We start from the raw sequence: 25,500 nt of genomic DNA, 5'->3' as shown, positions 1-25,500 counted from the left end.
TAGCCGATGGTGTATGGGTGAAGCAATACGGTGGCGCCCGCGGCAGCGGCGAAATCACAACCTGCCGGATGCCGATGCCGGCCAGCCTTTCCACCATCGGAGATTCGGCCTAGGCCCTGCGCGCCATGGAGTTCACCGCCGCCCCGCCGCTGACCGAGACGCGCCCGGCCACGGATCGGGCCGAGCTTTCCGCGCTGGTACGGCTCGCCGCGCCGCTGGTCGGGGCGAATCTGCTTCAAATGGCGGTCAGCGCGGTGGACGTGATCTTCGTCGCCCGGCTCGGCACGGTGGATCTCGCCGCCGCGACACTCGGCGTGTTCCTGTTCAATCTGTGCATGTACGCGCTGATCGGGCTCACCAGCGCCGCTTCGCCATTGATCGCGGCGGAACTTGGCCGCCGCCGCCATGCGGTTCGCGAAGTGCGGCGCAGCGTGCGCATGGCCTTCTGGGTCGGCGGCGTGGCGGCTTTCCCGGTGCTGATTCTGCTGGCGCATGGCGAGACGGTGCTGCTGCTCGCCGGGCAGGATCCGGAGGTGGCGCGTCGTGCCGGTTCCTTCCTGGACATCATCCTCATTGGGCTCCTGCCCGGCGTTGCGGTGGGGGTCATGCGATCCGCGGCCGCCGCCCTCGGCCGGCCCGGCTGGGCCTTTGCCGTCACGGGGCTCGCATTACTGGTGAGCATCGTCGCCAATTGGGCGCTGGTGTTCGGCAATCTGGGCGCGCCGGCGCTGGGCCTCGAAGGATCCGCCCTGGCCAGCGTCATCAGCCTCACCGCCATGGCGATCGCTTATGGTGCCATCTTCCGCCTCGATCGACGCCTCCGCCGCTATCGGCTGTTTGGCCGCTGGTGGGCGACCGAATGGTCCCGTTTCCGCGAGATCGTCCGCCTCGGCGTGCCGATCATGCTGACCTGGACTTTCGAAGGCGCGCTCTTTGGCGGTGCCGCGATCCTGATGGGCCTGATCGGTGTCAACGAGGTCGCGGCGCACGCGGTGGCGCTCAACATCGCCGCCATCGCGTTTCAGGTGCCGTTCGGGATCGCGCAGGCCGCCACCATCCGCGTCGGCATGGCCTATGGCGCTCTCGATCGGGCGTGGATCTCGCGCGCCGGCCGCGTGGCCCTGGCCGTTGGCATCGGCTTCATGGGGATCACGGCGGCCGCGATCTGGGCGACGCCGCGCCTCTTCGTCAGCGCCTATGTCGATGTGGACGCGCCAGCCAATGCCATCGTGGTGAAGCTTGCCGTCCAGTACTTAGCCTTGGCGGCGATGTTCCAGCTCGTGGACGGTGCCCAGGCGGTGGCCGCGGGCGTGCTGCGCGGCTTGCAGGATACGAGTGTGCCCATGTGGATCGCGCTGTTCGGCTATTGGGTGGTCGGATTTGGCACGTCGATCTTTCTCGGCTTCGAGGCGGGATGGGCCGGGGTCGGGATTTGGACCGGTCTCGCGGTCGGGCTTCTCGCCGTTTCGATCCTGCTGCTGTGGCGCTGGCATGCCCGCGAGCGACTTGGTCTGGTTCCACGCACGATCTGACGACCGGTTCCAAATTTTTGTGCGTCACACCGTTGACGCTGTGATCAGGCAGACACATATGGCCGGGGCTGGCACTCGATCATCGCGAGTGCCAAAAAACAGTCACACCGCTCAAAAGAGGGTACAGCCATGAACTTCCGTCCGCTGCACGACCGCGTGCTCGTGCGCCGCGTCGAGGCCGAGGAAAAGACTGCCGGCGGGATCATCATTCCCGACACCGCCAAGGAAAAGCCGCAGGAGGGCGAGGTTGTCGCCGCTGGCTCCGGCACCAAGGCAGAAGACGGCAAGATCACGCCGCTCGACGTCAAGGCCGGTGACCGCATCCTGTTCGGCAAGTGGTCGGGCACCGAGGTCAAGGTGAACGGCGAAGACCTGCTCATCATGAAGGAATCGGACATTCTCGGCGTTCTCGCCTGAGATTGTCGTTCGATCGCCTCAACTTTCTCAACATTCGTTCATCTGAAAGGGTAGCCACATGGCAGCCAAGGACGTGAAATTCGGCCGTGACGCACGCGAGCGCATTCTGCGCGGCGTCGACATCCTCGCCGACGCAGTAAAGGTCACGCTGGGGCCGAAGGGCCGCAACGTCGTCATCGACAAGAGCTTCGGTGCACCGCGCATCACCAAGGACGGCGTCACCGTCGCCAAGGAAATCGAGCTCAAGGACAAGTTCGAGAACATGGGCGCCCAGATGGTGCGCGAAGTGGCCTCGAAGACCAACGACATCGCCGGTGACGGCACCACCACCGCAACCGTTCTCGCCCAGGCGATCGTTCGCGAGGGCATGAAGTCGGTTGCTGCCGGCATGAACCCGATGGATCTGAAGCGCGGCATCGGTATCGCCGTGACCAAGGTCGTCGAGGACGTGAAGGCCCGTTCGAAGCCAGTTGCCGGTTCGAGCGAGATCGCACAGGTCGGCATCATCTCCGCGAACGGCGACAAGGAAGTCGGCGAGAAGATCGCGGAAGCGATGGAGAAGGTCGGCAAGGAAGGCGTGATCACCGTCGAAGAGGCGAAGGGTCTCGAGTTCGAGCTCGACGTCGTCGAGGGCATGCAGTTCGACCGCGGCTATCTGTCGCCGTACTTCATCACCAACCCGGAAAAGATGTCGGTCGAGCTCAACGATCCGTACATCCTGATCCATGAGAAGAAGCTGTCGAACCTGCAGGCGATGCTCCCGATCCTGGAAGCCGTCGTTCAGTCGGGCCGTCCGCTCCTGATCATCGCCGAGGACATCGAAGGCGAGGCTCTGGCCACGCTCGTCGTGAACAAGCTGCGCGGCGGCCTGAAGGTCGCAGCGGTCAAGGCACCGGGCTTCGGCGATCGTCGCAAGGCGATGCTCGAGGACATCGCGATCCTCACCAAGGGCGAAGTCATCAGCGAGGATCTCGGCATCAAGCTCGAGACCGTCACGCTGGGCATGCTCGGCACCGCCAAGCGCGTGTCGATCGACAAGGACAACACCACCATCGTCGACGGTGCTGGTGAAGCCGATGCGATCAAGGGCCGCACCGAAGCGATCCGTCAGCAGATCGAGGTCACGACCTCGGACTATGACCGTGAGAAGCTGCAGGAGCGTCTCGCCAAGCTTGCTGGCGGCGTTGCCGTGATCAAGGTCGGCGGTGCGACCGAGGTCGAGGTGAAGGAGCGCAAGGATCGCGTCGACGACGCGCTGCACGCGACCCGCGCTGCGGTCGAAGAGGGCATCGTCCCGGGTGGCGGCACGGCTCTGCTGTATGCGACGAAGTCGCTGCAGGGCATGACCGGCGCTAACGAGGACCAGACGCGCGGCATCGACATCGTTCGCAAGTCGTTGACGGCACTCGTCCGCCAGATCGCCCAGAACGCCGGCCATGACGGCGCGGTCGTTTCGGGCAAGCTGCTCGACCAGGACGATACGTCGTTCGGCTTCAACGCTTCGACCGACGTGTACGAGAACCTGGTTGCGGCCGGCGTGATCGACCCGACCAAGGTCGTGCGCACCGCGCTTCAGAACGCCGCATCGGTGGCGGGTCTCCTCATCACCACCGAGGCGACCGTTTCCGAGCTGCCGGAAGACAAGCCTTCGATGCCGGCGATGCCGGGCGGCGGCATGGGCGGCATGGACTTCTGATTTCGGACCGGGGCAGCGAAAGCTGCCCCGGACACGAAATCGGATCGGCCAGCAGCGGCGTTGCCGCTACGCTTCACAGGAAGGGACCGGATGCGCCGTGCATCCGGTCCTTTTCTGCGTCAGGTCGGCTGAACTGACGCGCGCGGAGTAACGGCGCTTGGCGCATCGCCCCCGCGCCCCTATCTGCCGCCTCCATGGCTGCCCCAATCCTAGCATACGAAGACCTCGGCCTCATTCAGGGCGCCGGCTGGCTGTTCCGCCACTTGAACTTCTATGTCGGTCCGCGCGATCGATTGGCGCTGATCGGCCGGAACGGTGCGGGCAAGACAACGCTGCTGAAGCTGATCGCCGGCACGATCGATGCCGACGAAGGCCGGCGCACCATCGTGCCTGGGACGCGCGTGATCCTGCTGGAGCAGGACCCCAACCTCGCCGGCTTCGCCACCCTTGGCGATTACGTGATGTCAGGCAGCGATGCGCCGGAGCATTTCGAAGCCGACGCGATTGCCGATCAGCTTGGCATCGATCTTTCCCGTGATGCGGCCACTGCCTCCGGTGGCGAGCGGCGCCGTGCGGCGATCGTGCGCGCGCTCGCGCAGGATCCCGACGTGCTGCTGCTCGACGAGCCGACCAACCACCTCGACATTGGCGCGATTGAATGGCTCGAAGAATGGCTGGGACGCTTTCGCGGCGCGTTCGTGGTCATCAGCCACGATCGCACCTTCCTGACCCGCCTCACCAAGCAGACACTGTGGCTCGACCGCGGCAACATGCGTCGCGCCGAAGTTGGCTTCGGCGGGTTCGATTCGTGGACGGAACAGGTCTATGCGGAGGAGCAGCGCGCGGCCGAAAAGCTGGATGCCAAGCTGAAGATCGAGGAGCATTGGCTCCACCGCGGCGTCACCGGCCGCCGGCGCCGCAACCAGGGGCGACTCTCGAAGCTCAAGGAAATGCGCGCGGTACGTGCCGCCATGATCGGCCCGCAGGGCGCCGCAGCGCTGGCGATGGGCAGTGACGACAACAAGACAAAGGTCGTCATCGACATGGAGCACGTCACCAAAAGCTATGGTGACCGCACCATCATCCGCGATCTGACGTTCCGCGTTACGCGGGGCGACCGGATCGGGATCGTCGGGCGCAATGGCGCGGGCAAGACCACGTTGCTGCGCCTGCTGACCGGGGAACTTGCGCCCGACAGCGGCACGGTGAAGCTGGCCAAGACGCTGGATGGTATCGTGATCGACCAGCAGCGCAAGCTGATGGCGCCCGACAAGACCGTGCGCGACGTGCTGGCCGATGGCGGCGACTGGATCGATGTGCTGGGCGCGAAGAAGCACATCCACGGCTATCTCAAGGAGTTCCTGTTCGACCCGAGCCTTGCCGAGGCGAAGGTTGGCTCTCTTTCGGGCGGCGAGCGCTCGCGCCTGTTGCTGGCGCGTGAATTTGCTCGACATTCTAATCTCTTGGTCCTGGACGAGCCGACCAACGACCTTGATCTCGAGACCCTCGACCTCCTGCAGGAGGTCATAGCAGATTATGAGGGCACGGTCCTGATCGTCAGCCACGATCGCGATTTCCTCGACCGGACGGTGACCGTTACCTTGGGCCTGGACGGCTCCGGCAAGGTGGATGTCGTGGCCGGCGGATATGAGGATTGGGAGCGCAAGCGGGCGCCGGTTGTGGAACGGAAGGTAGCGAAGGCTGCCGCCGTGGCCCCTGCCCCGCCCGCGCAGGCGCGCACCAAGCTGACCTACAAGGACCAGCGCGACTTTGATCAATTGCCCAAGCGGATCGAAGAACTCGACGCCGCGATCGCGCGCGATGAGGCGCTGCTGGCGGATCCGGCGCTTTATGTCCGCGACCCCGCCCAGTTCGACCGGCTGATGAAAGCGATTGCCGCGGCGCGCGATGAGAAGGATTCGGCGGAGCTGCGCTGGCTCGAATTGGCCGAGATGGTTGAGACTTTGGGGTAGAGCCGGCCTGCGCGCGGCGCAGATCGGCCGCCTTACAAGCTTTTGCCGCCCCGGCCCGCCAGATCGACCACATATTGCCACGCGACCCGGCCCGAGCGGCTGCCGCGCTTGGCCGCCCAAAGCAGGGCATCCGACGGGTCGAACGCCAGACCGTAGCGATCGGCGTAGCCGCGGACGATGTCGAGATAGAGCGGCTGGTCGACGACGTGGAAGCCGAGACTGAGGCCGAAGCGATCGGCGAGCGCTAGGTGATCGTCGACGGCATCGCGCGGGTTGATCGCATTCTCCTGTTCATGGACATCGCGCGGGATCAGGTGGCGGCGGTTGGACGTGACCACCAGCCGTGCGTTGGCGGGCCGCGCCTCCGCACCGCCTTCCAGCAGCGATCGCAAGGTTCGCGCATCCGCCGCAGCGTCGAAGCCGAGATCGTCAAGGAACAGGACGAACGATCGCGCCACGCCGGCGATGGTGTCGAACAGCGCGGGGAGGCTGTCGAGGCGATCGGCCGTGACCTCGATCAGCGCCAGCCGGCCACCCGCCGCCTGGATCGCGCCGACACATGATTTGACGAGCGCCGACTTGCCCGTGCCGCGCGCGCCCCACAGCAACACGTCCTGCGCGGCATGGCCCGCCGACAGGCGCTCCAGGTCGGCCAGCAACGACGCCCGCTGCACCTCCACACCGCGCAGCAGGTCAAGCGGCAGCGGCGTGAAAGCCCGGGCAGCCACAAGCACGCCATCGCGCCAGACATAAGCGGGATGCGCCATCGCATCGGCCGATGGCGGCGGTGGCGGGGCCAAGCGCTCAAGCGCGGCGGCGATGCGGGCGAGATCGTCCATGGGCTGCTGCTAGGATCGTCGCGACGACGCTGCAACCGACCGGGTGCCGGTCCGAGCGGTGCACGTGTCGCCCCAACGGGCCGGTCAGGCGCCGATGAGCTTCAGCAATGCGGTGGCCGGCGCACGATCGGGGAAGGCCGGGTAGCGCAGCGCCTGTGCGATCTCCCGCCGTGCCTCAGCCGTGCGGCCGGCGTCGGCGAGCGCCTGCCCCAAATGCCAGCGGATGCCGGCGTGATCGGGGGCGAGCTTCGCCGCCTTTTCCAACAGCTGTAGCGCCGCGTCCGTCTTCCCCTGCTCGTATAGCGCCCAGCCATAAGCATCGCAGGCGGCCGGGTTCATCGGCGCGAGTTGATACGCGGCCCGGCCGTAGCCGAGGCCCGTCTCGGCATCGCCGGCGGCAGTATATGCATAAGCGAGCTGTGCCTGGATCAGGGCGTCGCGGTTGCCAGTACCCTCGTGCAGGCGCTCCAGCGTATCGACCGCGGCGGGCCAATCGCGCGCGCCGAGCTGAAGGTTGGCAAGCACGCGATGGGCGACGAGGCTTTGCGGGTTCTGGGAAAGATACAGCGACAGGGCTGCCGTCGCTTCTCGCGTGGCGCCCGTGCGGTTCGCCGCTTCGGCAAGCCGCAGCATGACTGGCGCATCGAAGCGCAGGTTCGCGGCCTGGCGATAGCGCGCCAGCGCTGCGCCGAAGCGGCGCTGCGTCGCCAGAACGTCGCCGGCGAGCAATTGCGCCTCGGGCGCGCCCGGTGATGCGGTGGCGATCGCCTCCGCGCGCTGTTCCGCCAAGTCGATCCGACCGCCATCAACAAGGCTGCGCGCATAAGCGACCGCAAGCGCCGGATCGCCGGGGGCACCGGCGACCGCCGCGGCGAGCGCACCGGGGCTGCCGTCTCCGGCGAATGGCTGAGGATCCGCAAGTGCCGGCCGGGCGGCGCGATCAAGGAAGCGGGCGGCCCAATCGCGCTCACCCGTCGCTTCAAAGGCGCGGCCGGCCAGCGCCAACGTATAGCTGTCCGCATCGGGGCGGACGGCAATCGGCCGAAGTATTTCGAGCGCCCCGCGCGCGTCGCCGGAGCGGAGGAGCGAGGCGCCGAGCAGCCGCCGCGCCACCAGGTTCATCGGCTGACGCCCGACCACCTCCCGGAAGCTGACCACCGCCTGCTCATAGCCGCCGTCAGCATAAGCGAGCATGCCGGCGAGCATGACGACGCCCGGCATGGTGAGCCCGGCGTCACCCGTACGGCCGAGCAACGTACGGGCAAGATCGCGATTGCCCGCGCGCGCGGCCATAACCGCGTGGAGATACAGCGCCTGTGGGCTGCTCGGCCGTGCCGCCAGCGCCCGGCGCGTCGCACTTAGCATCGCGGTATAGCGGCCGGCCTCCCCCGCCGTCGCGGCATATTGGATCAGGGCGGGAAGGTAATACGCGTCCTGTGACAGCGCTCGCTCGAACCAAGGCAGGGCGGCGACCAGACCGTAGCGGCTGCGCACCACCTCCCCCGCCAGCACGATGGCGTCGAGGTTCGCCGGGTCAAGCGCCATGGCACGGCGGGACGCGAGATCGGCCCCCAGCACGTCCCCCGCCGCCATGCGGATGCGGCCAAGAGCGCCAAAAGCGGCGGCATCGTTCGGCTGACGCGCGAGCACCTCCTCGAGCAAGGCCGTGGCGGAGGGAACCTCGCCCCTAGCCGCGAGGGCGCGGGCACGAACCCGGGCGGCATAAACGCCGTAGCGCGGGGCAGCGCGGGCGGCTTCCGCCAGCGCGCGCTCCGGGTCGCCCTGTGCGAGATAGGCGTCTGCGAACAGCTGATGAAGGCGCACGCGGGGCATTCCGGCGGCTACCGCACGGTTCAGCGCCCCTTCGGCGGCAGCGCCATCGCCGATTAGCAGATAAGTGCGGCCAAGCACCGCGTTGGCGGGTGCCGGATCCGGCCCCTCGCTCGCGGCAATGGCATGGTTGCGGGCGGCGCTGTAATTGCCGCGCTTCATGGCGGCGAGGCTGGCGACCAGCTCCTCCCGGGGACTAGGCCGAGCGGCGCGGCGTGCGACCAGCGCGATCCCCGCCAGCACCGTGGCGGTCAGCACCAGCATCGCGATGACGCGCGCCATGCGCCACGATCGCTTTCCCGCCCCGGTGTTCATGCGTCGCCTGCGCGCCCCCCGCCGCCGTCCGCGCAGCAGCGGATATCGCCTGCCCTCGTCAATCATGCAGTTCGTAGCTTTTCAGCAGATCGTACAACGTGGGACGGCTAACGCCGAGCAGCCGCGCGGTTTGCGAAATATTGCCATCCGCGCGGGCGAGCGCCTGGCGGATCGCTCGCCGATCGGCCGCTTCGCGGGCAGCGCGCAGGTTGACGGCGCTGTCCTGCAGGGCGGCGAGATCGAGATCCGCTGCCGTCACCGATTTGCCATCGGCCATGATGACGGCGCGCTTTACGCGGTTTTCCAGCTCGCGCACGTTGCCGGGCCAGTCATGCGCATCGATCGCAGCGCGCGCGTCGGAGGACAGGCCGGAAACCGCCGGGTTCATCGTTGCAGCGTATCGCGTGACGAAATGCTTCGCCAGCAGCGCCGCATCGCCCGGCCGCTCGGCCAGCGACGGGATGCGCACGACGATTTCGGCGAGACGATAGTAGAGATCCTCACGGAATGAGCCATCGGCGACCATCGCATCGATATCGCGGTGGGTGGCGCAGACGATGCGCGTGTCGACCGGGATCGGTCGCCGGCCGCCGATCCGCTCGATCACCCGCTCCTGAAGGAAGCGGAGCAGCTTCACCTGCAGGGGAAGCGGCACGTCGCCGATCTCGTCCAGGAACAGCGTGCCGCCGGCAGCCTGTTCGATCTTGCCCTCGGTGGTCTTCACCGCGCCGGTGAAGGCGCCCTTTTCATGCCCGAACAGCTCGCTTTCGAGCAACGTCTCGGGGATCGCCGCGCAGTTGATGGCGACGAAGGCGCCTTTCGCGCGGCGCGACGCCTCGTGCAGCCCGCGCGCCAGCAGCTCCTTGCCCGTGCCGCTCGCGCCCAGCAGCATCACCGAAACATCGGCCGGCGCCACCCGCTCGACCGTGCGCATGACCTTGATCATCTCGGGCGCGCCGGTGATCAACCCACCAAGCGCCGGCCCGCCGCCGCGCGCCGCAAGGCGACGATTTTCCGTCTCGAGATCGTGGACGTGAAAGGCGCGCGCGACGATATGGCCGAGCGCGTCGATGTCGATCGGCTTCTGATAGAAATCCCAGGCGCCGTCCGCGATCGCCTGCAGCGCGCTTTCGCGTGCACCATGGCCGGATGCGACGATTACCTTGGTTTCGGGCTTCAGCGAGAGGATGTCGGCAAGCGCGGCAAAGCCCTCGGTGGTGCCGTCGGGATCAGGGGGTAGGCCAAGATCCAGCGTGACCACGGCCGGCTCCTCCGCACGGATCACGTCGATCGCCCCCGCCCGATCGGCGGCGACCAGCACTTCATACCCATCATACGCCCAGCGCAACTGCCGCTGGAGCCCCAGATCGTCCTCGACGATCAGCAGCTTGCGCGTGCCCGTCATGCCGCCAATTCCGTTCTCCCCGAAGCAGCCGGCGCGACGGCAGGCGCCGCGGGCAGCGCCACGCGAAAGCTGGTCCCCACGCCTTCTCGGCTCGATACGCCGATCGCGCCGCACATCTCCTCGGCAAGCTGACGCGCCTCGAAGGCGCCAAGGCCGAAGCCGCCTGGCTTTCCCGACACGAATGGGCGGAACAGCTGGTCGCGGATAAAGGCGGGGCTCATGCCGCAACCGTGATCAACGACCGTGATGCTCGCCTCGCCATCAGCCGCCGCCACGGTCAGTTGCACCTCGGCCCCGGGCGCGCTGGCCTCGACCGCGTTCTGGACGAGATGCGAGAGCAGCGTCTCCAGGGCTACCGGATCGGCGAGCGCGATCGCCGCCGGATCGCCCGACGCACTGACCGGATGCTGCGCGCGGCGCCCGGCGGCGATCCGCTCGGCCAGTGCGAGCAGCGGCACGGGGCGGGCCTTTTCCGCGCGGCTGGCGTGATGCTGCGACAGCCGCGCGAGCAGGGCATTCATCCGGTTCGACGAATCGGCCAGGGTCGCCACCATGTCAGCGCGGAAGGCGGGGTTGTCAGCGTGGCGCTCGGCATTGCGGGCGACCAGCGTCAACTGGCTGACCAGGTTCTTCAGATCGTGCATGATGAAAGCGAAGCGGCGGTTGAACTCGTCGAAGCGCTGCACATCGGCGAGCGCGGCATGCGCGCGTGCCTCGGCGAGATAGCTCGCAGCCTGGCGGCCAGCCACGCCGAACAGGTCGAAATCCTCCCAATCGAGCGCACGGTTCATGATCGGCCGGGCAAGGACGATCGCGCCGGCAAGCTGGCCCAGATGGAGCAGCGGAACGACGACCCAGGCATGATCATCATCGCGCAGCCATGCCGAAACGCCGCGCTGGTCCCCCGGATCGGCGGTGCCGGCGCGAACGGCGTCTAGCTCAATGATCCGTGCCGTAGCAGCAAGATGAGCAAAGAGCCGCTCGTCCGGCCGATCAGCGGCGGGTGCGTCCGGCCAGTTCCACGCCGCGCCGATGCCGAGCCCTGCGCCCTCGGGCAGCAGCAGCAACCCGCCCGGCGCATCGGCCAGATCGGCCACTGCCTTGACCACGCGCACGTCGAGCGGCGCCGCCTCCGCACCGGGCGCGCCCAGCGTTTCGGTGAAGCGCAGCCATTCGGTGCGATAATCATAGCGGTGGCTGAACAGATGCTTGGAGACCAGCACCCGCGCCCAGGCCCGTACCCAGGGTGTCGACACCAGCGTCAGCAACGCGGCCGTGGTGCCGAAGATGAGCGCCGTCTGGACCAGCCGCGCGTAGCTGCCGCCGACGGAGCCGACGATCGCGGTCGCGAGCGCCGTGACTGCGATATACAGCGCCACCGCGACCATCGCGAGCGAGAGCAGCGCCAGCGTGCGCGAGGCCTGCATGGTGCGCTCCTCGCCGCGCTGCGCAGCAAGGCTGAACAGCGGCGTCAGCGCCACCATTACGCCGCCGCGCAGATCAATGAGGCCCACTGGCCAATCGCCCGTGAACCAAGCGCTGCCAAAGACCAGGAGATCGACGGCCCACATCACCCCCAGCGCGACAATCGCGAGGCGCGCGCCGCCCGGCTGCCGCCAGAAGCTGCCCTGCCGCAACCGATTGACCAGGATAAGCGCGCCGGTTGCGGCGAGCATCTGAAGCAGCAGGCGCGTACCGAGCAGGGTGGCGGCAGCTTGCCGGTCGCTCAGCGCCGACACGCCCACTGCCAGAACGCCGCAGGCCAGCATGACCAGCCCGACCACGACGTAAACCGCGCGCAGCGATTGCCACGCTGAGTCCTGCGAATCGCGGCGCGTAAGCGAATACATCAGCCACAGCCAAGCCAGATTCCGCACGCCCTCGGCGAGCCGCGTTGCGACATCGCCCGCGTCGAGCCCTGCCACGGCCAAGGCCCAGAGCGCCGTCGCGAACAACCCGGCCAGGAACGGCGTACGCGGTAACGCGCCGCCCTCGCGACGCTGGGTCAGCGCCAGCGTGCCGAACAGCAACGCCGCCAGCGCATGAGTCCACAAGGTGATCGTTGCCGCGCTCACCGCGCGCCCGAGGGCCAGAGCACGACGCGCAGCGTCTGCAGCAGGATCAGCAGATCGAGGAAGGGCGAATAATTCTTCGTGTAATAAAGATCATATTCAAGCTTGTGCCGCGCGTCTTCGATCGACGCGCCATACGGATAGTTGATCTGCGCCCAGCCGGTGATGCCCGGCTTCACCATGTGCCGTTCGGCGTAATACGGCAGCTGCTGTTCCAACTCCTCGACGAATTGCGGCCGCTCGGGCCGTGGGCCGACGAAGCTCATCTCCCCCTTCAGCACGCTCCAGCATTGCGGCAGTTCGTCGATCCGGACCTTGCGGATGAAGCGGCCGATGCGGGTAATGCGCGGATCGCGCTCCTGCGCCCAGACCGCTTCACCGCCGACCTCCGCATCCTGGCGCATTGAGCGCAACTTCAGGATGTCGAACGGCTCATTGTAAAGCCCGACGCGGCGCTGACGGTAAAAGGCCGGACCACGGCTTTCCAGCTTAATGGCCATGGCGGTGAGCATGATCACCGGCAGGACAAGCGCCAGAAGCAGGCCGCTGGCGGCGATGTCAAAGGCGCGCTTCACCATGCCCGACAACATTCGCCCCGACGCAAACCCATCCGAGAAGATCAGCCAGGACGGATTGACGCTCGCCAGATCGATGCGCCCCGTTTCGCGCTCCAGGAATGTCGAGAATTCGTTGACGTGAACGCCCGTCGTTTTGACGCGCAGGAGATCCTTCAGCGGCAGGGCATTGCGACGTTCCTCAATCGCCAGCACCACTTCGGTAGCGCCTAGCTCCACCACAAAAGCGGCAAGGTTCGGAATGTCAGCGCGCGGCACCGCCGCCGGCACCATCACGGCCGGTTCGCCCATCGCCACATAGCCAGCCACCACGAAGCTGGCGCCATTCGCCTGTTCCAACGCGCCGAGCCGCGCCGCGCGCGAACCCGCGCCCAAGACAACGACGCGGCGCCGAAAGCGCTCGCCCCCGAGCATCTTCCCGAACAGCAAACGTGCCGTCACCAGCCCGCCCATCGCGAACAGCATCGCGTAGAACAGGCTCGACCGCCACAAGGTGACCGTGGGCATGAAGAAGTAGAGCAGGCTGAGGAAGATCACGCCGAGGGAAACGGCGACCATCAGGCGCATCACCGCTTGGCGGACGGAAACCAGGACGTCCGCCTGATACGCGCCAACGGCGACCATGGCGACCGACAGCGGGAGAGCAAAGGCGGCGAGCTGCGGCAGCCGCGTGGCGATCGACTTCGGGATCATGTCCAGCTGCGCGGCCCGGACCAGCCAGCCACATTCCGCGGCCACCAGCAGGATGGCGAAGTCAATCACCCCCAGGAGGACGACCGCATTCGGCACGTAATGTTTGAAAACCCTGATCATCGCCCGCGCTCGTCCCTATGGTGTAAGGGAAACCGACACGAGCGCTGTTACAGGAATTGGCAAAGAAAGTTTGAACGAGCCGTTGGATCAAACGCTTTTGCAGTGCATTCAGCGACGGGGCATCTTCCACTTTCCTAGACGCGGGCCGCACCCTATGCGGGCGGTGCACATTACCTCAAGGAGCTTTCGCGCATGACGTCGATCGTCCCCGTGATCCTGTCCGGCGGATCAGGCACACGGCTATGGCCCATGTCGACGCCCGAGCGACCCAAGCAGATGCTGGCGCTGACCGCCGAGCAGACGATGCTTCAACTGACGGCGGCGCGCGCAGCAGGCGATCGGTTCGACGCGCCGATCGTGGTGGCGAATGCGCGGCACGCCGACATGATCGAGGAACAGCTGGCCGCGATCGGCTGTCGCCCGCAGGCGCTGATCCTGGAGCCGATCGGGCGGAATACGGCGCCGGCGATTGCGCTCGCCGCACTGTGCGCGCTGGAGCAGGATGCGCCGCTACTGGTCATGCCGTCGGATCACGTGATCGAAGACGTGGACGCGTTTCGTGCGGCGGTGCACACGGCCTTGCCGATGGTGGAACAGGGATGGCTGGTGACGTTTGGCATAACGCCGGACGCCCCTGAGACCGGCTATGGCTATATCAAGGTGGGTGAGGCGATCGAGCCGGGCGTGCACCGCGTCGATCGGTTTGTGGAAAAGCCCCCACGCGCGGTGGCCGAGGCGATGCTGGCCAGCGGCGACCACGCATGGAACGGCGGCATCTTCCTGTTCCGCGCCGACGCGTTCCTCCGCGCACTGGCGCAGCACGAGCCCGCAATGCTGGACGCAGTTCGCCGTTCGATCGCCGAGGGCGAACGCATGGGCACGCATATCCGGCCCTCCACCCTCGCCTTTTCCGAAGCACCGAACCAGTCGGTCGATTATGCGGTGATGGAGAAATCGGACAAGGTGGCGGTGGTGCCCGTTGCCATGGGATGGAACGATGTCGGCAGCTGGGATGCCCTTCATGCCATCAGCGTCTCCGACTCAGCGGGCAATGCGATCCGCGGCGAGGTGATTGCACTTGACACCAACAATTGCCTGGCGCGCAGCGATGGGGTCCGCATTGCCATGGTGGGCGTGAGTGACCTGATCGTGGTGGCTTCGGGCAAGGACGTGCTCGTATTGCCACGCGGGCGCAGCCAGGAAGTTAAAGCGCTGCTGGACGCAATGAAGAGCGCCGGCTCGTAGGGCCGCGATCCGAGAAGCTGGACGGCGTCGTCAGAGCCTGAGCGTCAGCGCCCCGTTGATCGCCACATCAGCCCATTGCTGCGACAGCGCGTCCAGCCGGGCACGGATCGCCGCAACATCGGATGGCAACACGGGGAGAGTCTCATGCCCGCGCGCGGCGCAAGCGTGTTCATAGGTGGCGATGAAATCGGACGCGGTGACGCGACCGCCCCACATTTCCGCCTGACATGTTTCCACCAGCCGCTCGATCGATTCCTCTTCTCCCGCGCCGCCAGTCCCATAGGTTGCGGATTGCCCTTCCGATACCAACGACAGGAATCCCCGCCCGGCAAGCACGCTTTCAACCGCATAATGAACCATGTCGTGCGGGATAATGCCTTGCTTCGGGCATTGGATCATCTCGCTGGTGCCATCGGCGCGCGCAATGGTGAGGTCGTCGAACTTGCCGCTGTGTAGCACAAAGGTGAGGTTCACCGGAGGATCCTTGCTCAAGCCTGCGGGGGCAGCGGCGAGCAAGCTTTACGCTGACTCGCGATCCAGCAACGCTGCTGTGTCGAGCCCAAGAAGATCGATATAGGCGCGGATGCGCGGCCATTGATGGCTGACGAAGGCGTCGCGCTCGGCGATACGAAGGCGCTCGGCGGCGCCGGCCAGCACGAACATGCCGACCCCCCGCCGCACCTCGACATAGCCTTCGTCCTGAAACGACTGATAGGCCTTTGCCACCGTGAGCGGGTTGGCGCCATGCTCTGCCGCAAGCGCGCGGACCGACGGCAACTGATCGCCCGCCCGGAAATCGCCACGCAGGATTCCGGCCGCGATTGTTCCGCGAAGCCTAATGTAGACCGGGCTGTCTTCGTTGCTCAGCGCTGTCATGCTGCTTTAATACAGCAAATAACAGCGGAGGCCAGCCCCGACGTACCAAGCGGGCCGCGGGGAAGCGGCCAAGCACCGAAGCGATCAGTCCAGAATGTGCATCCAGAGCGGCTCGCCCGCGAGGCTCTGTGAGCCGCGCAAGCGCTCCAGCGCGGCTCCGATATGCGACTCGGGCGCCTCGTGCGTGACGATGACGACGAGCGCGGTGCCATCTTCCGGTGCGGCGCGCTGGATCAGGCTTTCGATCGACACGCCTGCATCGCGCATCGCGGCCGCGATCTCTGCCAGCACGCCGACGCGATCGGCCACGGTGAAGCGCAGATAGGCGCGCCCGCGGCGATCACCGGCCGGCGCCGCGGACGCCTCGGCCAGCGCGGCCACCGGCATGGCATAAGCCGGACCATATTCGCCGCGGGCGATATCAATGAGGTCGGCAACGACAGCGCTGGCGGTCGGCCCGTCGCCGGCGCCGGCGCCCTGGAAGAGCAGGCGTCCGACGTAATTCCCCTCTGCCACCACAGCGTTGGTGGAGCCGGTGACATGCGCCAGCGGGTGATCGGCCGGCACAAGATGCGCGTGAACGCGCTGGAACAGGCCGTTTGCGCCAGCCTCGGCCACACCGACCAGCCGCACGCGATAGCCGAGCGCTGCCGCCTCCGCGATGTCCGCCGCGATCACGTGGCGGATCCCGCTGATCGCCACGCCGCCGAACGCCGGGCGAGTGCCGAAGGCGACGGAAGAGAGGATCGACAGCTTGTGCGCGGCGTCGACGCCGTCGATATCGAAGGACGGATCCGCTTCGGCATAACCGAGCGCCTGCGCCTCGGCGAGGACGTCGACGAAGTCGCGGCCCTCGCTCTCCATCTTGCTCAGGATGAAATTGCAGGTGCCGTTGAGGATGCCGTAGACCCGCCCGATCGCGTTGGCGGCAGCGCCTTCACGCAGGCCCTTGATCACGGGGATGCCGCCGGCAACCGCTGCCTCGAACTTCAGCGGCACCTTGGCGGTTTCGGCTGCCTCGGCCAGCTCCAGGCCATGGTGCGCGAGCATGGCCTTGTTGGCGGTGACGAAACCCTTGCCAGCCGCAAGCGTCGCGCGGGCGAGCGCCAGCGCTGGACCATCCGCGCCGCCGACGAGCTCGACCACCACGTCGGCGTCGCAGCGCGCCAAGGCGCTGGTGTCGTCCACCCACTGAAAGCCGCTGATGTCGACACCGCGATCCTTGGAGCGATCACGCGCAGAAACCGCGACGATGTCGATCGGCCGACCAGCGCGCCGCGTGATCAGCTCGCGGTTCGCCTCCAGCACGCGGATCACGCCCCCACCGACCGTTCCGAGCCCCGCCAGTGCCACCCGCAATGCTGTCGTCATCGTCACCCCCTGATCACCAGGGAGCGAGTAAGCGCTCGGCGCGGCGCTGTCGACACACGGATGAAACCGCGACGATCAGGTCCAAACAGGTTCCAGTTTTCGCCTCTCCCCCTTTCGGGGGATGGGCACGCCCGATCAAACCTGCCAACCATCAGGCGCGACCCAAGCCTGTGACTTCACAGGCTACCTGCCCGGCGCTTTCTCAACAAAGGCGCCGGGCGCATTGTTTCGGGGTTAGGCCGCCTGTGCGAGCACCTGCTGTTCGGGCTCATTGGCGACATTGGCCGCAGATCCCTCAGGCTGGCGCGCGATAGAGACAGTCGGCGTGGCACGGTTGCCGGGGAAGGCGAGCCGTGAAACCAGAACGACAATCCCGAGCGCCAGATAGCCGATCACAACACCAACGGGTTGAACAACAAAGGCGGCACCGAGCGCGAGGCGCAGCCACAGCGGGTTGAATCCGAAATCCTCGCCCACGGCGTGGCAAATACCGAGAAGATTGTCCTTCGACGAAGAGCGCGGCTTTACATTGGTCATGATTAGCTCCGGTCAACAACGGCAGCGGGCCGTTCGAATGACAAACGTTTTGCAGCTTCCGTGCCAAACCGAGCTGCACAATATTTCAATGGCTTAAGCGATTTTTGATCGGGTGCCGTCCCCCGGGGATCAGCACCTATCACTAGATAGTAGCGGATTTCGCCACGGCAACCATGCGCCGCCCGCACGGGTTCGCACGCGCGGCGAGGCACAAGGCCGATCGATGCGCCACCGCTCCGGCTAGCCGTGACCGACTGCGCGGCGCCTCATGCATATGGCGGCGGCCTCCCCGCCTCGCTTGTCACTGTGCCTCATCGGTGACGATCGTCGGCGAGAGTTCGGGGCGGTGGCCCTAGCTAGGCACGCGCCCGCACGGTCACATCAGCGCCAGCAGCTTGCTGATCTCCACGAACGCGAACCCGACCGAGCTATCGGCGATGCCATAGGGCATGAACAGCTTGTCACCCTGCCGCATCGCGCCGCAGGTATAGACCACGTTCGGAACATAGCCTTCCCGGTCCTGATCCGCCGCAGCGAGGATCGGTTCACGCGTGCGGCCAAGAACCTTTGACGGATCATTCTTGTCGAGCAGCGCCGCGCCGATCGAATATTTGCGCATCGGGCCGACGCCGTGCGTCAGCAGCAGCCAGCCCTCGTCCACTTCGATCGGCGGGCCGCAATTGCCGATCTGAACCAACTCCCATGGGAAGATCGGCGTCAGGATCAGTTCGCCATCGTCCCAGTGGTCAAGCCGATCCGAGCGCAGCAGGTAAAGGTTCTCGCCGTCCTGCCGGCCGATGGAGAGATATTCGCCGTTCACCGTGCGCGGAAACAGGGCGATGCCCTTGTTGCGGGCGGCAGAGCCGGTCATCGGCACCAGGTCGAAGGCGCGGAAGTCCCGGGTGCGCAACAGCTCTGATTGAATGCTGGCGCCGTTATACGCGGTATAGGTCCCGAGCCACTCCACAGACCCATCGTCGTGCATGAAGTGAACGAGGCGCAGGTCTTCAAGCCCCTTCGACTGGGCTTCGGTGATCGGGAAGATGACCGTGCCCGACAAGGTGGAGTCGCGGTGACGGTGTACGGTGACCGGCCCACGCGGCGTTTCCTTACCGTCGATGCCGTGCGCGTCCGCCGCAGTCGCAAAGGGGGGTTCGGGCGCCAGCGTCAGCTCGTCATCGTCGGTGATGATGCCTTCGCGGAAAGCGACGGAGGAGATATGGCCCTCCCCCACCGCGCGGAGGCTCATCAGAATGCGTTGCGCGCCCTCCGGCATGCCGGATTGGTCGGGATGCGGCACGGCGCTCGGGTTCATCAGCGCAGCGGCGGCATAGCTATATTCGTGACAGAAGTAGGCGCCGATCAACTGCCGCTTCTCGTCATCGATCGACGGGGTATCGAGGCCGTGGACCTCGGCGATCTCCGCGTAGCGAGTCATGAACACGCGACGAGTCTGCCAATGGCGCGCCTCGAAGTCCTTGAGCACCGTGGCAAGCTGGTCGCTTGCCTGTTGCGGTGTCATGGCGAGCACTTCGTCGATCATGCGCTGCGAACGGCTTTGCCCCTGTCCGTTGATCGCCGACTGGGCGATATGGAAGGGGCGCACCACGACACGGGACGGATCGGCATGAAGCCGGAGCCGGTGATTGAACAGGTCCAAGAAAAAGGCCTCGTATGATCTTCCGGAAATCGGCGCGCCGAGGCAAGCGGGGCTTACGCCACGGCGCGCCCTGTTCCTGCCACGCCCTGCGCGCCCTTTGAAAGCCTAGAAATCGCGCAATTCGACAATTGCAGCGCCAGAATGGACTCGGCGCCCTGATTCCGGTTCAGGCCGGTGGGCATCAAGCCATCGAAACAGCCGCCGTCCTGGACAGTGGCCAGCGGCAGATCGAGATCGTTCTGGCCGTAATACCAGCCATAGGCACGCTCTGCCTCCACCCGCCAACGCTCGTCGCGGGTAGCGGCGTAAGCGGCGCAGCAGGCCTCGACCGTCGCTTGCGCTTCGAGCGGCTGCTGATCGAACGGCAGCGGATCGGCATAGGGCCGACCAAAACTTTCGGTGCCGACCGCGCGGAACCGGCCCTCGGGGCTCTTCTGCTGTTCGATGATCCAGGCAAGCGTTTCGAGGCCGACGTCCACCACGTCGCGGCGGCCGATCGCCTGGCCGGCGCGGATCAGCGCCTCCGGCAGACGGGCATTGTCATAGGCCAGCACGATCTCGAACCACACCCAATTCGGCCGGCGCGCCTCGTCGAGCAGCGCCATATGCTCTTCGGGGAAGCGCGTGAGGATCGAATGTGCCAGCTGATGGCCGGGCGACGCCTCGAGCATGGCGGCCGCGCCGAGCATCGCAAAGGATTGCGCCCGCGGGCTGCCAAGCTCGAAGGCGAGGCTTGCCGTCATGTCGAACATCATGGTCGCCCAGTCGCGGTGCTTGCGGCTACGCGCGTCACGGGCCGTAACGCCCAGCGCCCACAAGGCGCGACCGTTTGAGTCCTCCGACCCTGCGTCCTCGCACCACGTCCGGTCGAAGTTCATGAAATTGCGGAAGCGGCGCTGCTCCGGGTTCCACGCATATTGAACAAAGGACGCGTAAACGGTGGTCCATTTGTCACGCACGGTCTCATCGAGATCATCCATCGCGCTCATCAGGATCAGCGCGCGGGCGTTGTCATCGATGCAATAGCCGTGGCGTCGGTCCGGCACCGAATAGATCGAGTGCTGGAGCATGCCAGTGGAATCGCTCATCCGCTCAACCGCGGAGAGATCCGGTGCGTGCGGCTTGATCGGGCCTGAAGAGGCGATGCGCTGGGGGCGCCCGTCGATCATGGTGGCAATCTCGTTCATCGCTCGCTCCGCCACCCGTGGCCATGTCATCGTCCGTCCGCGCTCATAGGCACGCGCTGACAGACGCGAACGATTACGCTCGCTGCCGAGAAGATTGTTGATCTCGCGGGCGAATGCCGCGGCGTCGCGGAAATCAACCAATACGCCATGCCCATCCGCCAGTATTTCGGTCGCGTGGACATAAGGCGTCGAGATCACCGCCTTGCCGACACCAACGGCATAGGAAAGCGTGCCGCTCGTGATCTGCGCGGGGTTCAGATACGGCGTGACGTAAATGTCCGCGGCCTGGAGATAGTCGATCAGCTCGTCTTGCTCGACGAACGAATCAACAAAGGCGACGTTGTTCTCGACGCCCAGCGTGCCCGCGAGCGCCTTTAGGCCATCGCGATATCTCTCGCCTTCATGCGCGACAAGATTGGGGTGCGTGGCGCCGAGCACGATGTACATCGCGTCAGGATGCTGCTCCACGACATCGGGCATCGCCTCGATCACCGTTCCGATGCCCTTGCCGGGTGCAAGCAAGCCAAAGGTGAGGATCACCTTGCGCCCGGACCAGCCGAAGCGCGGCTTCAACACGTCCGGATCGGCGAACAAGCGATCGGGAACACCGTGCGGAATGGTGACGATCTGGCGCGGATTGACACCATGCACGCGGGTCAGGATCTCGCGCCCGCGCTCGGCCATCACAATGATCTTCGCGGCCCGGCGAAGCAGGCCTTCCATCACTGCCCGTTCCTGCGCGCTCGGCTTTTCCAGAACGGTGTGCAGGGTGACGATCAGCGGGAGGTTGGTACGATCGAGCAGCGCCAGGATATGCTCGCCCGCGGCCCCACCAAAGATGCCATATTCGTGCTGCAGCCAGATCGCCTGCGCGCCCGATGCCTCGATGGTTCTGGCGGTGGCGACATAAGCGGCGCGATCATCCTGCGGGATCGTGCCGGTCACCGCCTCGGGATAATCATAGCGCCCGGGGTGATCGTCCATCGCATAAACATCGACGGCAAGATCAGGGTAGCGGGTCTTCAAGGCATTGTAGGTGTCGGTCGTAAAGGTGGCCAGGCCGCATTTGCGTGGCAGGAAGTTGCCGATCAGGGCAATGTGCTTGACGCTGTCGTTCGCGACCGCTTGGTTCATCCTCTTGTGCCTCTGCTACGGAAAACGCCGGTTCACCGGGCGTTCATCGTTACAACGAGATTGCCTCAGGTTAGTTTCTTATTCTGCTGCGATGCAGCGAATAAATCTCGAGTGGGGGCGATCAGCCGCGCCCGCGATACGATGGGACGCCCTGGTCAGGTACCCAAACGTCCGCCGGCGCAGGGCCCGTCTGCCAGAACACGTCGATCGGGATGCCGCCGCGCGGATACCAATAGCCCCCGATGCGAAGCCACACCGGCTGCATCTCATGAGCCAGCCGCTCGCCGATGCCGACCGTGCAATCCTCGTGAAAGGCGGCATGGTTGCGGAAGCTGCCGAGAAATAGCTTCAGCGATTTGGATTCCACGATCGTCTCTCCCGGCACGTAATCGATCACCAGATGCGCGAAATCTGGCTGACCGGTCACCGGGCAAAGCGAGGTGAATTCCGGCGACACGAAGCGTACCAGATACTGACGGCCCGGCCGCGGATTGGGAACGTAATCGAGCACCGCTTCGTCCGGGCTGACTGGGAGCGGGCTGTTCTTGCCGAGATGGAGTGTCATGCAGCGCCAGATAGGAGCGCCGCCGCGCGGATGCCAGTTCGCCCGTGGCATGACGCAGTTTCGACAAGCAGGGATTGGGCGCTAAGAGGGGCGAATGGATGCACTTGTCTCCGCCCAATGGCTCGCCGGCGAAATCGGCGCCCGTGATCTCCGCATCGCCGATTGCACCTGGTTCCTGCCTGGCGACGGGCGCGATGCACACGCCGAGTATCTGGCGGGGCATATACCAGGCGCGGTCTTCCTCGATCTTGCCGAAATCGCCGACGCCGCCACCAGCCTGCCGATGATGCTGCCGGCGCCGGAAAAGTTCGCCAGCCGGATGGGTCGGCTGGGCCTGGGCGATGGCACGCGGATCGTGCTGTACGACCAGTCACCGCATCACACCGCGGCGCGCGGCTGGGCGATGCTGCGCAGCTTCGGAATCAGCGACGTTGCCATTTTGGACGGGGGCCTTGAGGCGTGGCGAGCGTCGGGCGGCACGCTGGCGAGCGGCGAGGAGACGCCCAGGCCTCGCCACATCACCCCGCGCGCGCGCGGCCTCGGAACCCGCGATCTGGCGCAGATGAAGGCTGTACAGGCCAGCGGCGCAGAGCAGATCCTCGACGCCCGCTCACCTAGCCGCTTCGCCGGTGCGGAGCCGGAACCGCGCGCCGGCGTGATACCCGGGCACATGCCGGGATCGACCAACCTGCATTATGCCCGCTTCTTCCATCCGGACGGCACGTGGAAGCAGGTGGATGAACTGCGGGCGGTGTTCGCGGATGCGGGGGTCGATCTGGACCAGCCGATCGTGGCGACCTGCGGCTCGGGCGTGACGGCGGCCGTGATCGCCTTTGCTGCGCACCTGCTGGGCCGCGAGGTGCCGATCTATGACGGTAGCTGGGCGGAATGGGGCGGCGATCCCGCCACGCCAAAGGAGACCGGCGCATGAGCAAGGATCGGCCAATCGCCGATGCCACCCGCGTCGTTTCCGCCGGGCGCAGGGCGGAATGGACGCAGGGCATCGTCAACCCGCCGGTGTGGCGCGCGTCCACCCACCTATACGGCTCCGTCGCCGAACTGCGTGCCAATGGCGCGCGCGATACGCACCACCGCCTGTTCTACGGCCGACGCGGCAGCCCGACGCAGTGGAGCCTTGCCGAGGCGCTGACCGAGTTGGAGCCGGGCGCGGAAGCGACCTTCCTTTACCCCTCCGGGGTGGCGGCAATCGCCGCGGCGCTGCTCAGCGTGCTTTCGCCGGGCGACGAGCTGCTGGTGCCGGACACCGCGTATGATCCGACACGCGCGCTGGCGACGGGGCTGTTGAAGCGCTTCGGCATTGCCACGCGCTTCTATGATCCGCTGATCGGCGCCGGCATCGCAGATCTGATCGGCGAGCAGACGCGCGCCATCTTCATGGAAAGCCCGGGGAGCCTGACCTTCGAGGTGCAGGACGTGCCCGCCATCGTCGCGGCGGCCAAGGCACGCGGCGTCACGACGTTGCTCGACAATACCTGGGCGACGCCGCTGCGGTTTCGCGCGATCGAGAAGGGCGTGGACCTGACGATCCTCGCGTGCACCAAATATGTCGTCGGCCATTCGGACGTGATGCTGGGCAGTGTCACCGCGGCCCCGTCGCACTGGCGCAAGCTGCGCGAGGTCAGCTTTCAGCTGGGGCAAGTCGCCAGCCCGGACGATGCGTGGCTCGGTTCTCGCGGACTGCGCACCATGGCCGTACGGCTGGCGCAGCATGAGGCAAGCGCGCTCAAGATCGCGCGCTGGCTGGAGACGCGACCGGAGGTGGACCGGGTGCTTCATCCGGCCCTACCCTCCTGCCCGGGGCACGAGCATTTCGTGCGTGACTTCACTGGCGGGAGCGGGCTTTTCTCCTTTGTGCTGAAGGGCGGAGATGAAGCGGCGCGTGCTGCGCTGATCGACGGGCTCGATCATTTCGGCATTGGCTATTCCTGGGGCGGGTTCGAGAGCCTGGCGATCCCCGCCGACCCGCAACACCACCGCAGCGCCACCAAGCCGGCGTTCGCCGGGCCGCTGGTGCGATTGCAGATCGGGCTGGAAGACGCGGATGACCTGATTGCCGATCTTGCCCAGGGCCTCGGTCGCTTTAGCGACGCGCTGGAATGACATCGCTCGAGCAATGGCTGGCGTTGAACGGGCTGGCGCTGCCGTCCCGGCTCGACGCGCTCGAAATCGCGATCGCCGGGACGCTGATGGTGTTCGCGCTCGCGCTAGGCGTTCTGGCCGAGCGCAAAATAGGCGCGCAGGCCAGCCAATGGTGGAAGAGCCATGTCGCCCATCACGGCGAAGGGCTGTGGGAGCGGATGCCGGCCATCCTGCGCCACGGGGCCGCCGCGCTGGGGGCCGCCATCGTGATGGCCGCCTATCAATGGTCCGCTTGGGGTGGGCTGCCGATCGGGCTGGCGCTGGGCAGTGCCGCCGCGCTCGCCTCGCACCAGATCCTGCGCGGGCTCGGCATCCCGCGCTGGGCATCGTGGCTGGTATCGGCGATCCTGTGCGTGGCGCTTTTCAGCCGCGCCGTGGGCGGGCTGGACGCGATCACCACCACGCTGGACGGGGTGGGCGTGGACCTTGGCCGGCGGCGTTTGTCACTGCTGGCGATCACCAGCGCGCTGCTGGCGATCGTCATCATCGTCGCGGTGGTACGCCTTGCCAACCGGATCGTCGGCCACACCATTGCGCAGACGAAGACGCTTGATGCGACGCAGAAACTGCTCGGCCAGAAGCTCGCCACCATCGCCATCGTCATCGCGGCGTTTCTGTTTTCGATCGACCTGCTGGGCATCGATCTCACCGCCTTTGCGGTTTTTTCGGGCGCATTCGGCCTGGCGGTCGGCTTTGGCCTTCAGAAAACGGTCGGCAATTTGATCGCGGGGATCATCCTGCTCATGGATCGATCGATTAAGCCGGGCGACGTCATCGTGGTGGGCGACAGCTTTGGCTGGGTGAACAAGATCGGGGTGCGCGCCGTCAGCGTGATTACGCGTGACGGCAAGGAGCATCTGATCCCCAACGAGAACCTGATGACGCAGGAGGTGGAGAATTGGTCATTCTCGGACCGCAATGTGCGCGTCCGGATCCCTGTCAGCGTTTCCTATGACTGCGACTTGAAGCAGGCGCAGGATCTCATGCTCGCCGCGGCCAAGGAATCGCCGCGGGTGCTCAGCAGCCCGGCGCCCAACGTCTGGCTCACCAATTTCGGCAACGACGGCGTCGAACATGAGATCCTGGCGTGGATCAGCGACCCGGAAAGCGGGGTAGGCAACGTGAAGTCGGACGTGCTCAACCGGCTGTGGCGCAAGTTCAAGGACGCGGGTGTCTCGATCCCGTTTGCGCAGCGCGACATCTATGTGAAGAGCTGGCCGTCGCCGCCACCGGTGGCCTCACCAAGCACTCCAGCGGGCGAGAAGCGGAACGATTCGGCCGCGGCGTGAAGCTCAGCG

Annotated in this window: 20 protein-coding genes; 8 read left to right on the top strand and 12 right to left on the bottom strand. The window is 66.2% G+C overall.

The annotated features are described in order from the left end of the window. The first annotated feature begins 125 nt into the window (after positions 1-125). From SPMU_RS07695 to SPMU_RS07680, 4 genes are all read left to right on the top strand, one after another. Positions 126-1,532, top strand: coding sequence for an MATE family efflux transporter (locus SPMU_RS07695; RefSeq protein ID WP_088333310.1), 1,407 nt, complete (start codon positions 126-128; stop codon positions 1,530-1,532). Positions 1,533-1,661: 129 nt separating this feature from the next. Next, on the top strand, positions 1,662-1,949 hold the full coding sequence (groES, locus tag SPMU_RS07690; RefSeq protein ID WP_088333309.1) for a co-chaperone GroES: 288 nt from the start codon (positions 1,662-1,664) through the stop codon (positions 1,947-1,949). 58 nt (positions 1,950-2,007) lie between these two features. Beyond that, positions 2,008-3,645, top strand: coding sequence for a chaperonin GroEL (groL, locus tag SPMU_RS07685; RefSeq protein WP_088333308.1), 1,638 nt, complete (start codon positions 2,008-2,010; stop codon positions 3,643-3,645). A 194-nt stretch (positions 3,646-3,839) separates the two neighbouring features. Continuing rightward, positions 3,840-5,618, top strand: coding sequence for an ABC-F family ATP-binding cassette domain-containing protein (locus SPMU_RS07680; protein WP_088333307.1), 1,779 nt, complete (start codon positions 3,840-3,842; stop codon positions 5,616-5,618). Between the two features lie 32 nt (positions 5,619-5,650). Here SPMU_RS07680 and SPMU_RS07675 read toward each other — a convergent pair whose 3' ends face one another. The 5 genes from SPMU_RS07675 to SPMU_RS07655 all read right to left on the bottom strand — a co-directional run bounded on the left by SPMU_RS07675 (position 5,651) and on the right by SPMU_RS07655 (position 13,467). Next, the gene (locus SPMU_RS07675; protein ID WP_088333306.1) at positions 5,651-6,457 is read right to left on the bottom strand and encodes an ATP-binding protein; all 807 of its coding nucleotides are present in this window, start codon (positions 6,455-6,457) and stop codon (positions 5,651-5,653) included. An 84-nt stretch (positions 6,458-6,541) separates the two neighbouring features. Further along, positions 6,542-8,569, bottom strand: coding sequence for a tetratricopeptide repeat protein (locus SPMU_RS07670; RefSeq protein ID WP_169715656.1), 2,028 nt, complete (start codon positions 8,567-8,569; stop codon positions 6,542-6,544). Positions 8,570-8,660: 91 nt separating this feature from the next. After that, positions 8,661-10,007 carry a PEP-CTERM-box response regulator transcription factor gene (gene prsR, locus SPMU_RS07665; protein WP_088333304.1) on the bottom strand — a complete coding sequence of 449 codons (1,347 nt, stop codon included), beginning with the start codon at positions 10,005-10,007 and terminating at the stop codon, positions 8,661-8,663. Next, entirely contained in the window at positions 10,004-12,082 is a 2,079-nt protein-coding gene (gene prsK, locus SPMU_RS07660) for an XrtA/PEP-CTERM system histidine kinase PrsK (protein WP_088333303.1), read from the bottom strand. The genes prsR and prsK overlap by 4 nt, the downstream gene beginning before the upstream one ends. Further along, entirely contained in the window at positions 12,079-13,467 is a 1,389-nt protein-coding gene (locus SPMU_RS07655; RefSeq protein ID WP_088333302.1) for a TIGR03013 family XrtA/PEP-CTERM system glycosyltransferase, read from the bottom strand. The genes prsK and SPMU_RS07655 overlap by 4 nt, the downstream gene beginning before the upstream one ends. A 192-nt stretch (positions 13,468-13,659) precedes the next feature. On the opposite strand from SPMU_RS07655, the gene SPMU_RS07650 reads away from it, so the two are divergent. Further along, complete coding sequence (locus SPMU_RS07650) at positions 13,660-14,712, top strand: mannose-1-phosphate guanylyltransferase/mannose-6-phosphate isomerase (RefSeq protein ID WP_088333301.1); 1,053 nt, start codon at positions 13,660-13,662, stop codon at positions 14,710-14,712. Positions 14,713-14,742: 30 nt separating this feature from the next. On the opposite strand, the gene SPMU_RS07645 is transcribed toward SPMU_RS07650, so the two are convergent. The 7 genes from SPMU_RS07645 to queF all read right to left on the bottom strand — a co-directional run bounded on the left by SPMU_RS07645 (position 14,743) and on the right by queF (position 22,042). Next, entirely contained in the window at positions 14,743-15,186 is a 444-nt protein-coding gene (locus SPMU_RS07645) for a hypothetical protein (protein WP_088333653.1), read from the bottom strand. A 45-nt stretch (positions 15,187-15,231) separates the two neighbouring features. After that, positions 15,232-15,588 carry a GntR family transcriptional regulator gene (locus SPMU_RS07640; RefSeq protein WP_088333300.1) on the bottom strand — a complete coding sequence of 119 codons (357 nt, stop codon included), beginning with the start codon at positions 15,586-15,588 and terminating at the stop codon, positions 15,232-15,234. Between the two features lie 84 nt (positions 15,589-15,672). Beyond that, entirely contained in the window at positions 15,673-16,959 is a 1,287-nt protein-coding gene (locus SPMU_RS07635; protein ID WP_088333299.1) for a homoserine dehydrogenase, read from the bottom strand. A gap of 234 nt (positions 16,960-17,193) precedes the next feature. Then, on the bottom strand, positions 17,194-17,496 hold the full coding sequence (locus tag SPMU_RS07630; protein ID WP_088333298.1) for a PspC domain-containing protein: 303 nt from the start codon (positions 17,494-17,496) through the stop codon (positions 17,194-17,196). 376 nt (positions 17,497-17,872) lie between these two features. Continuing rightward, the gene (locus SPMU_RS07625; protein WP_088333297.1) at positions 17,873-19,156 is read right to left on the bottom strand and encodes a glycoside hydrolase family 130 protein; all 1,284 of its coding nucleotides are present in this window, start codon (positions 19,154-19,156) and stop codon (positions 17,873-17,875) included. A 53-nt stretch (positions 19,157-19,209) separates the two neighbouring features. Beyond that, complete coding sequence (locus SPMU_RS07620) at positions 19,210-21,477, bottom strand: glycosyltransferase family 4 protein (RefSeq protein WP_088333296.1); 2,268 nt, start codon at positions 21,475-21,477, stop codon at positions 19,210-19,212. 121 nt (positions 21,478-21,598) lie between these two features. Beyond that, the gene (queF, locus tag SPMU_RS07615; protein WP_088333295.1) at positions 21,599-22,042 is read right to left on the bottom strand and encodes a preQ(1) synthase; all 444 of its coding nucleotides are present in this window, start codon (positions 22,040-22,042) and stop codon (positions 21,599-21,601) included. Positions 22,043-22,136: 94 nt separating this feature from the next. On the opposite strand from queF, the gene SPMU_RS07610 reads away from it, so the two are divergent. Genes SPMU_RS07610 through SPMU_RS07600 form a run of 3 tightly spaced genes read left to right on the top strand, consistent with a single transcriptional unit; the run spans position 22,137 to position 25,491 of the window. Then, entirely contained in the window at positions 22,137-22,973 is an 837-nt protein-coding gene (locus SPMU_RS07610) for a sulfurtransferase (protein WP_088333294.1), read from the top strand. Next, positions 22,970-24,163: a cystathionine beta-lyase gene (gene metC, locus SPMU_RS07605; protein WP_245832895.1), complete on the top strand. Its 1,194-nt coding sequence runs from the start codon at positions 22,970-22,972 to the stop codon at positions 24,161-24,163. The genes SPMU_RS07610 and metC overlap by 4 nt, the downstream gene beginning before the upstream one ends. Continuing rightward, complete coding sequence (locus SPMU_RS07600; RefSeq protein WP_245832893.1) at positions 24,160-25,491, top strand: mechanosensitive ion channel family protein; 1,332 nt, start codon at positions 24,160-24,162, stop codon at positions 25,489-25,491. Before metC ends, SPMU_RS07600 begins: the two co-directional genes overlap by 4 nt. Positions 25,492-25,500: the final 9 nt, after the last annotated feature.

The sequence above is a fragment of the Sphingomonas mucosissima genome, from assembly GCF_002197665.1.
GTDB lineage: Bacteria > Pseudomonadota > Alphaproteobacteria > Sphingomonadales > Sphingomonadaceae > Sphingomonas > Sphingomonas mucosissima.
This window is presented reverse-complemented; position numbering and strand designations above follow the sequence as displayed.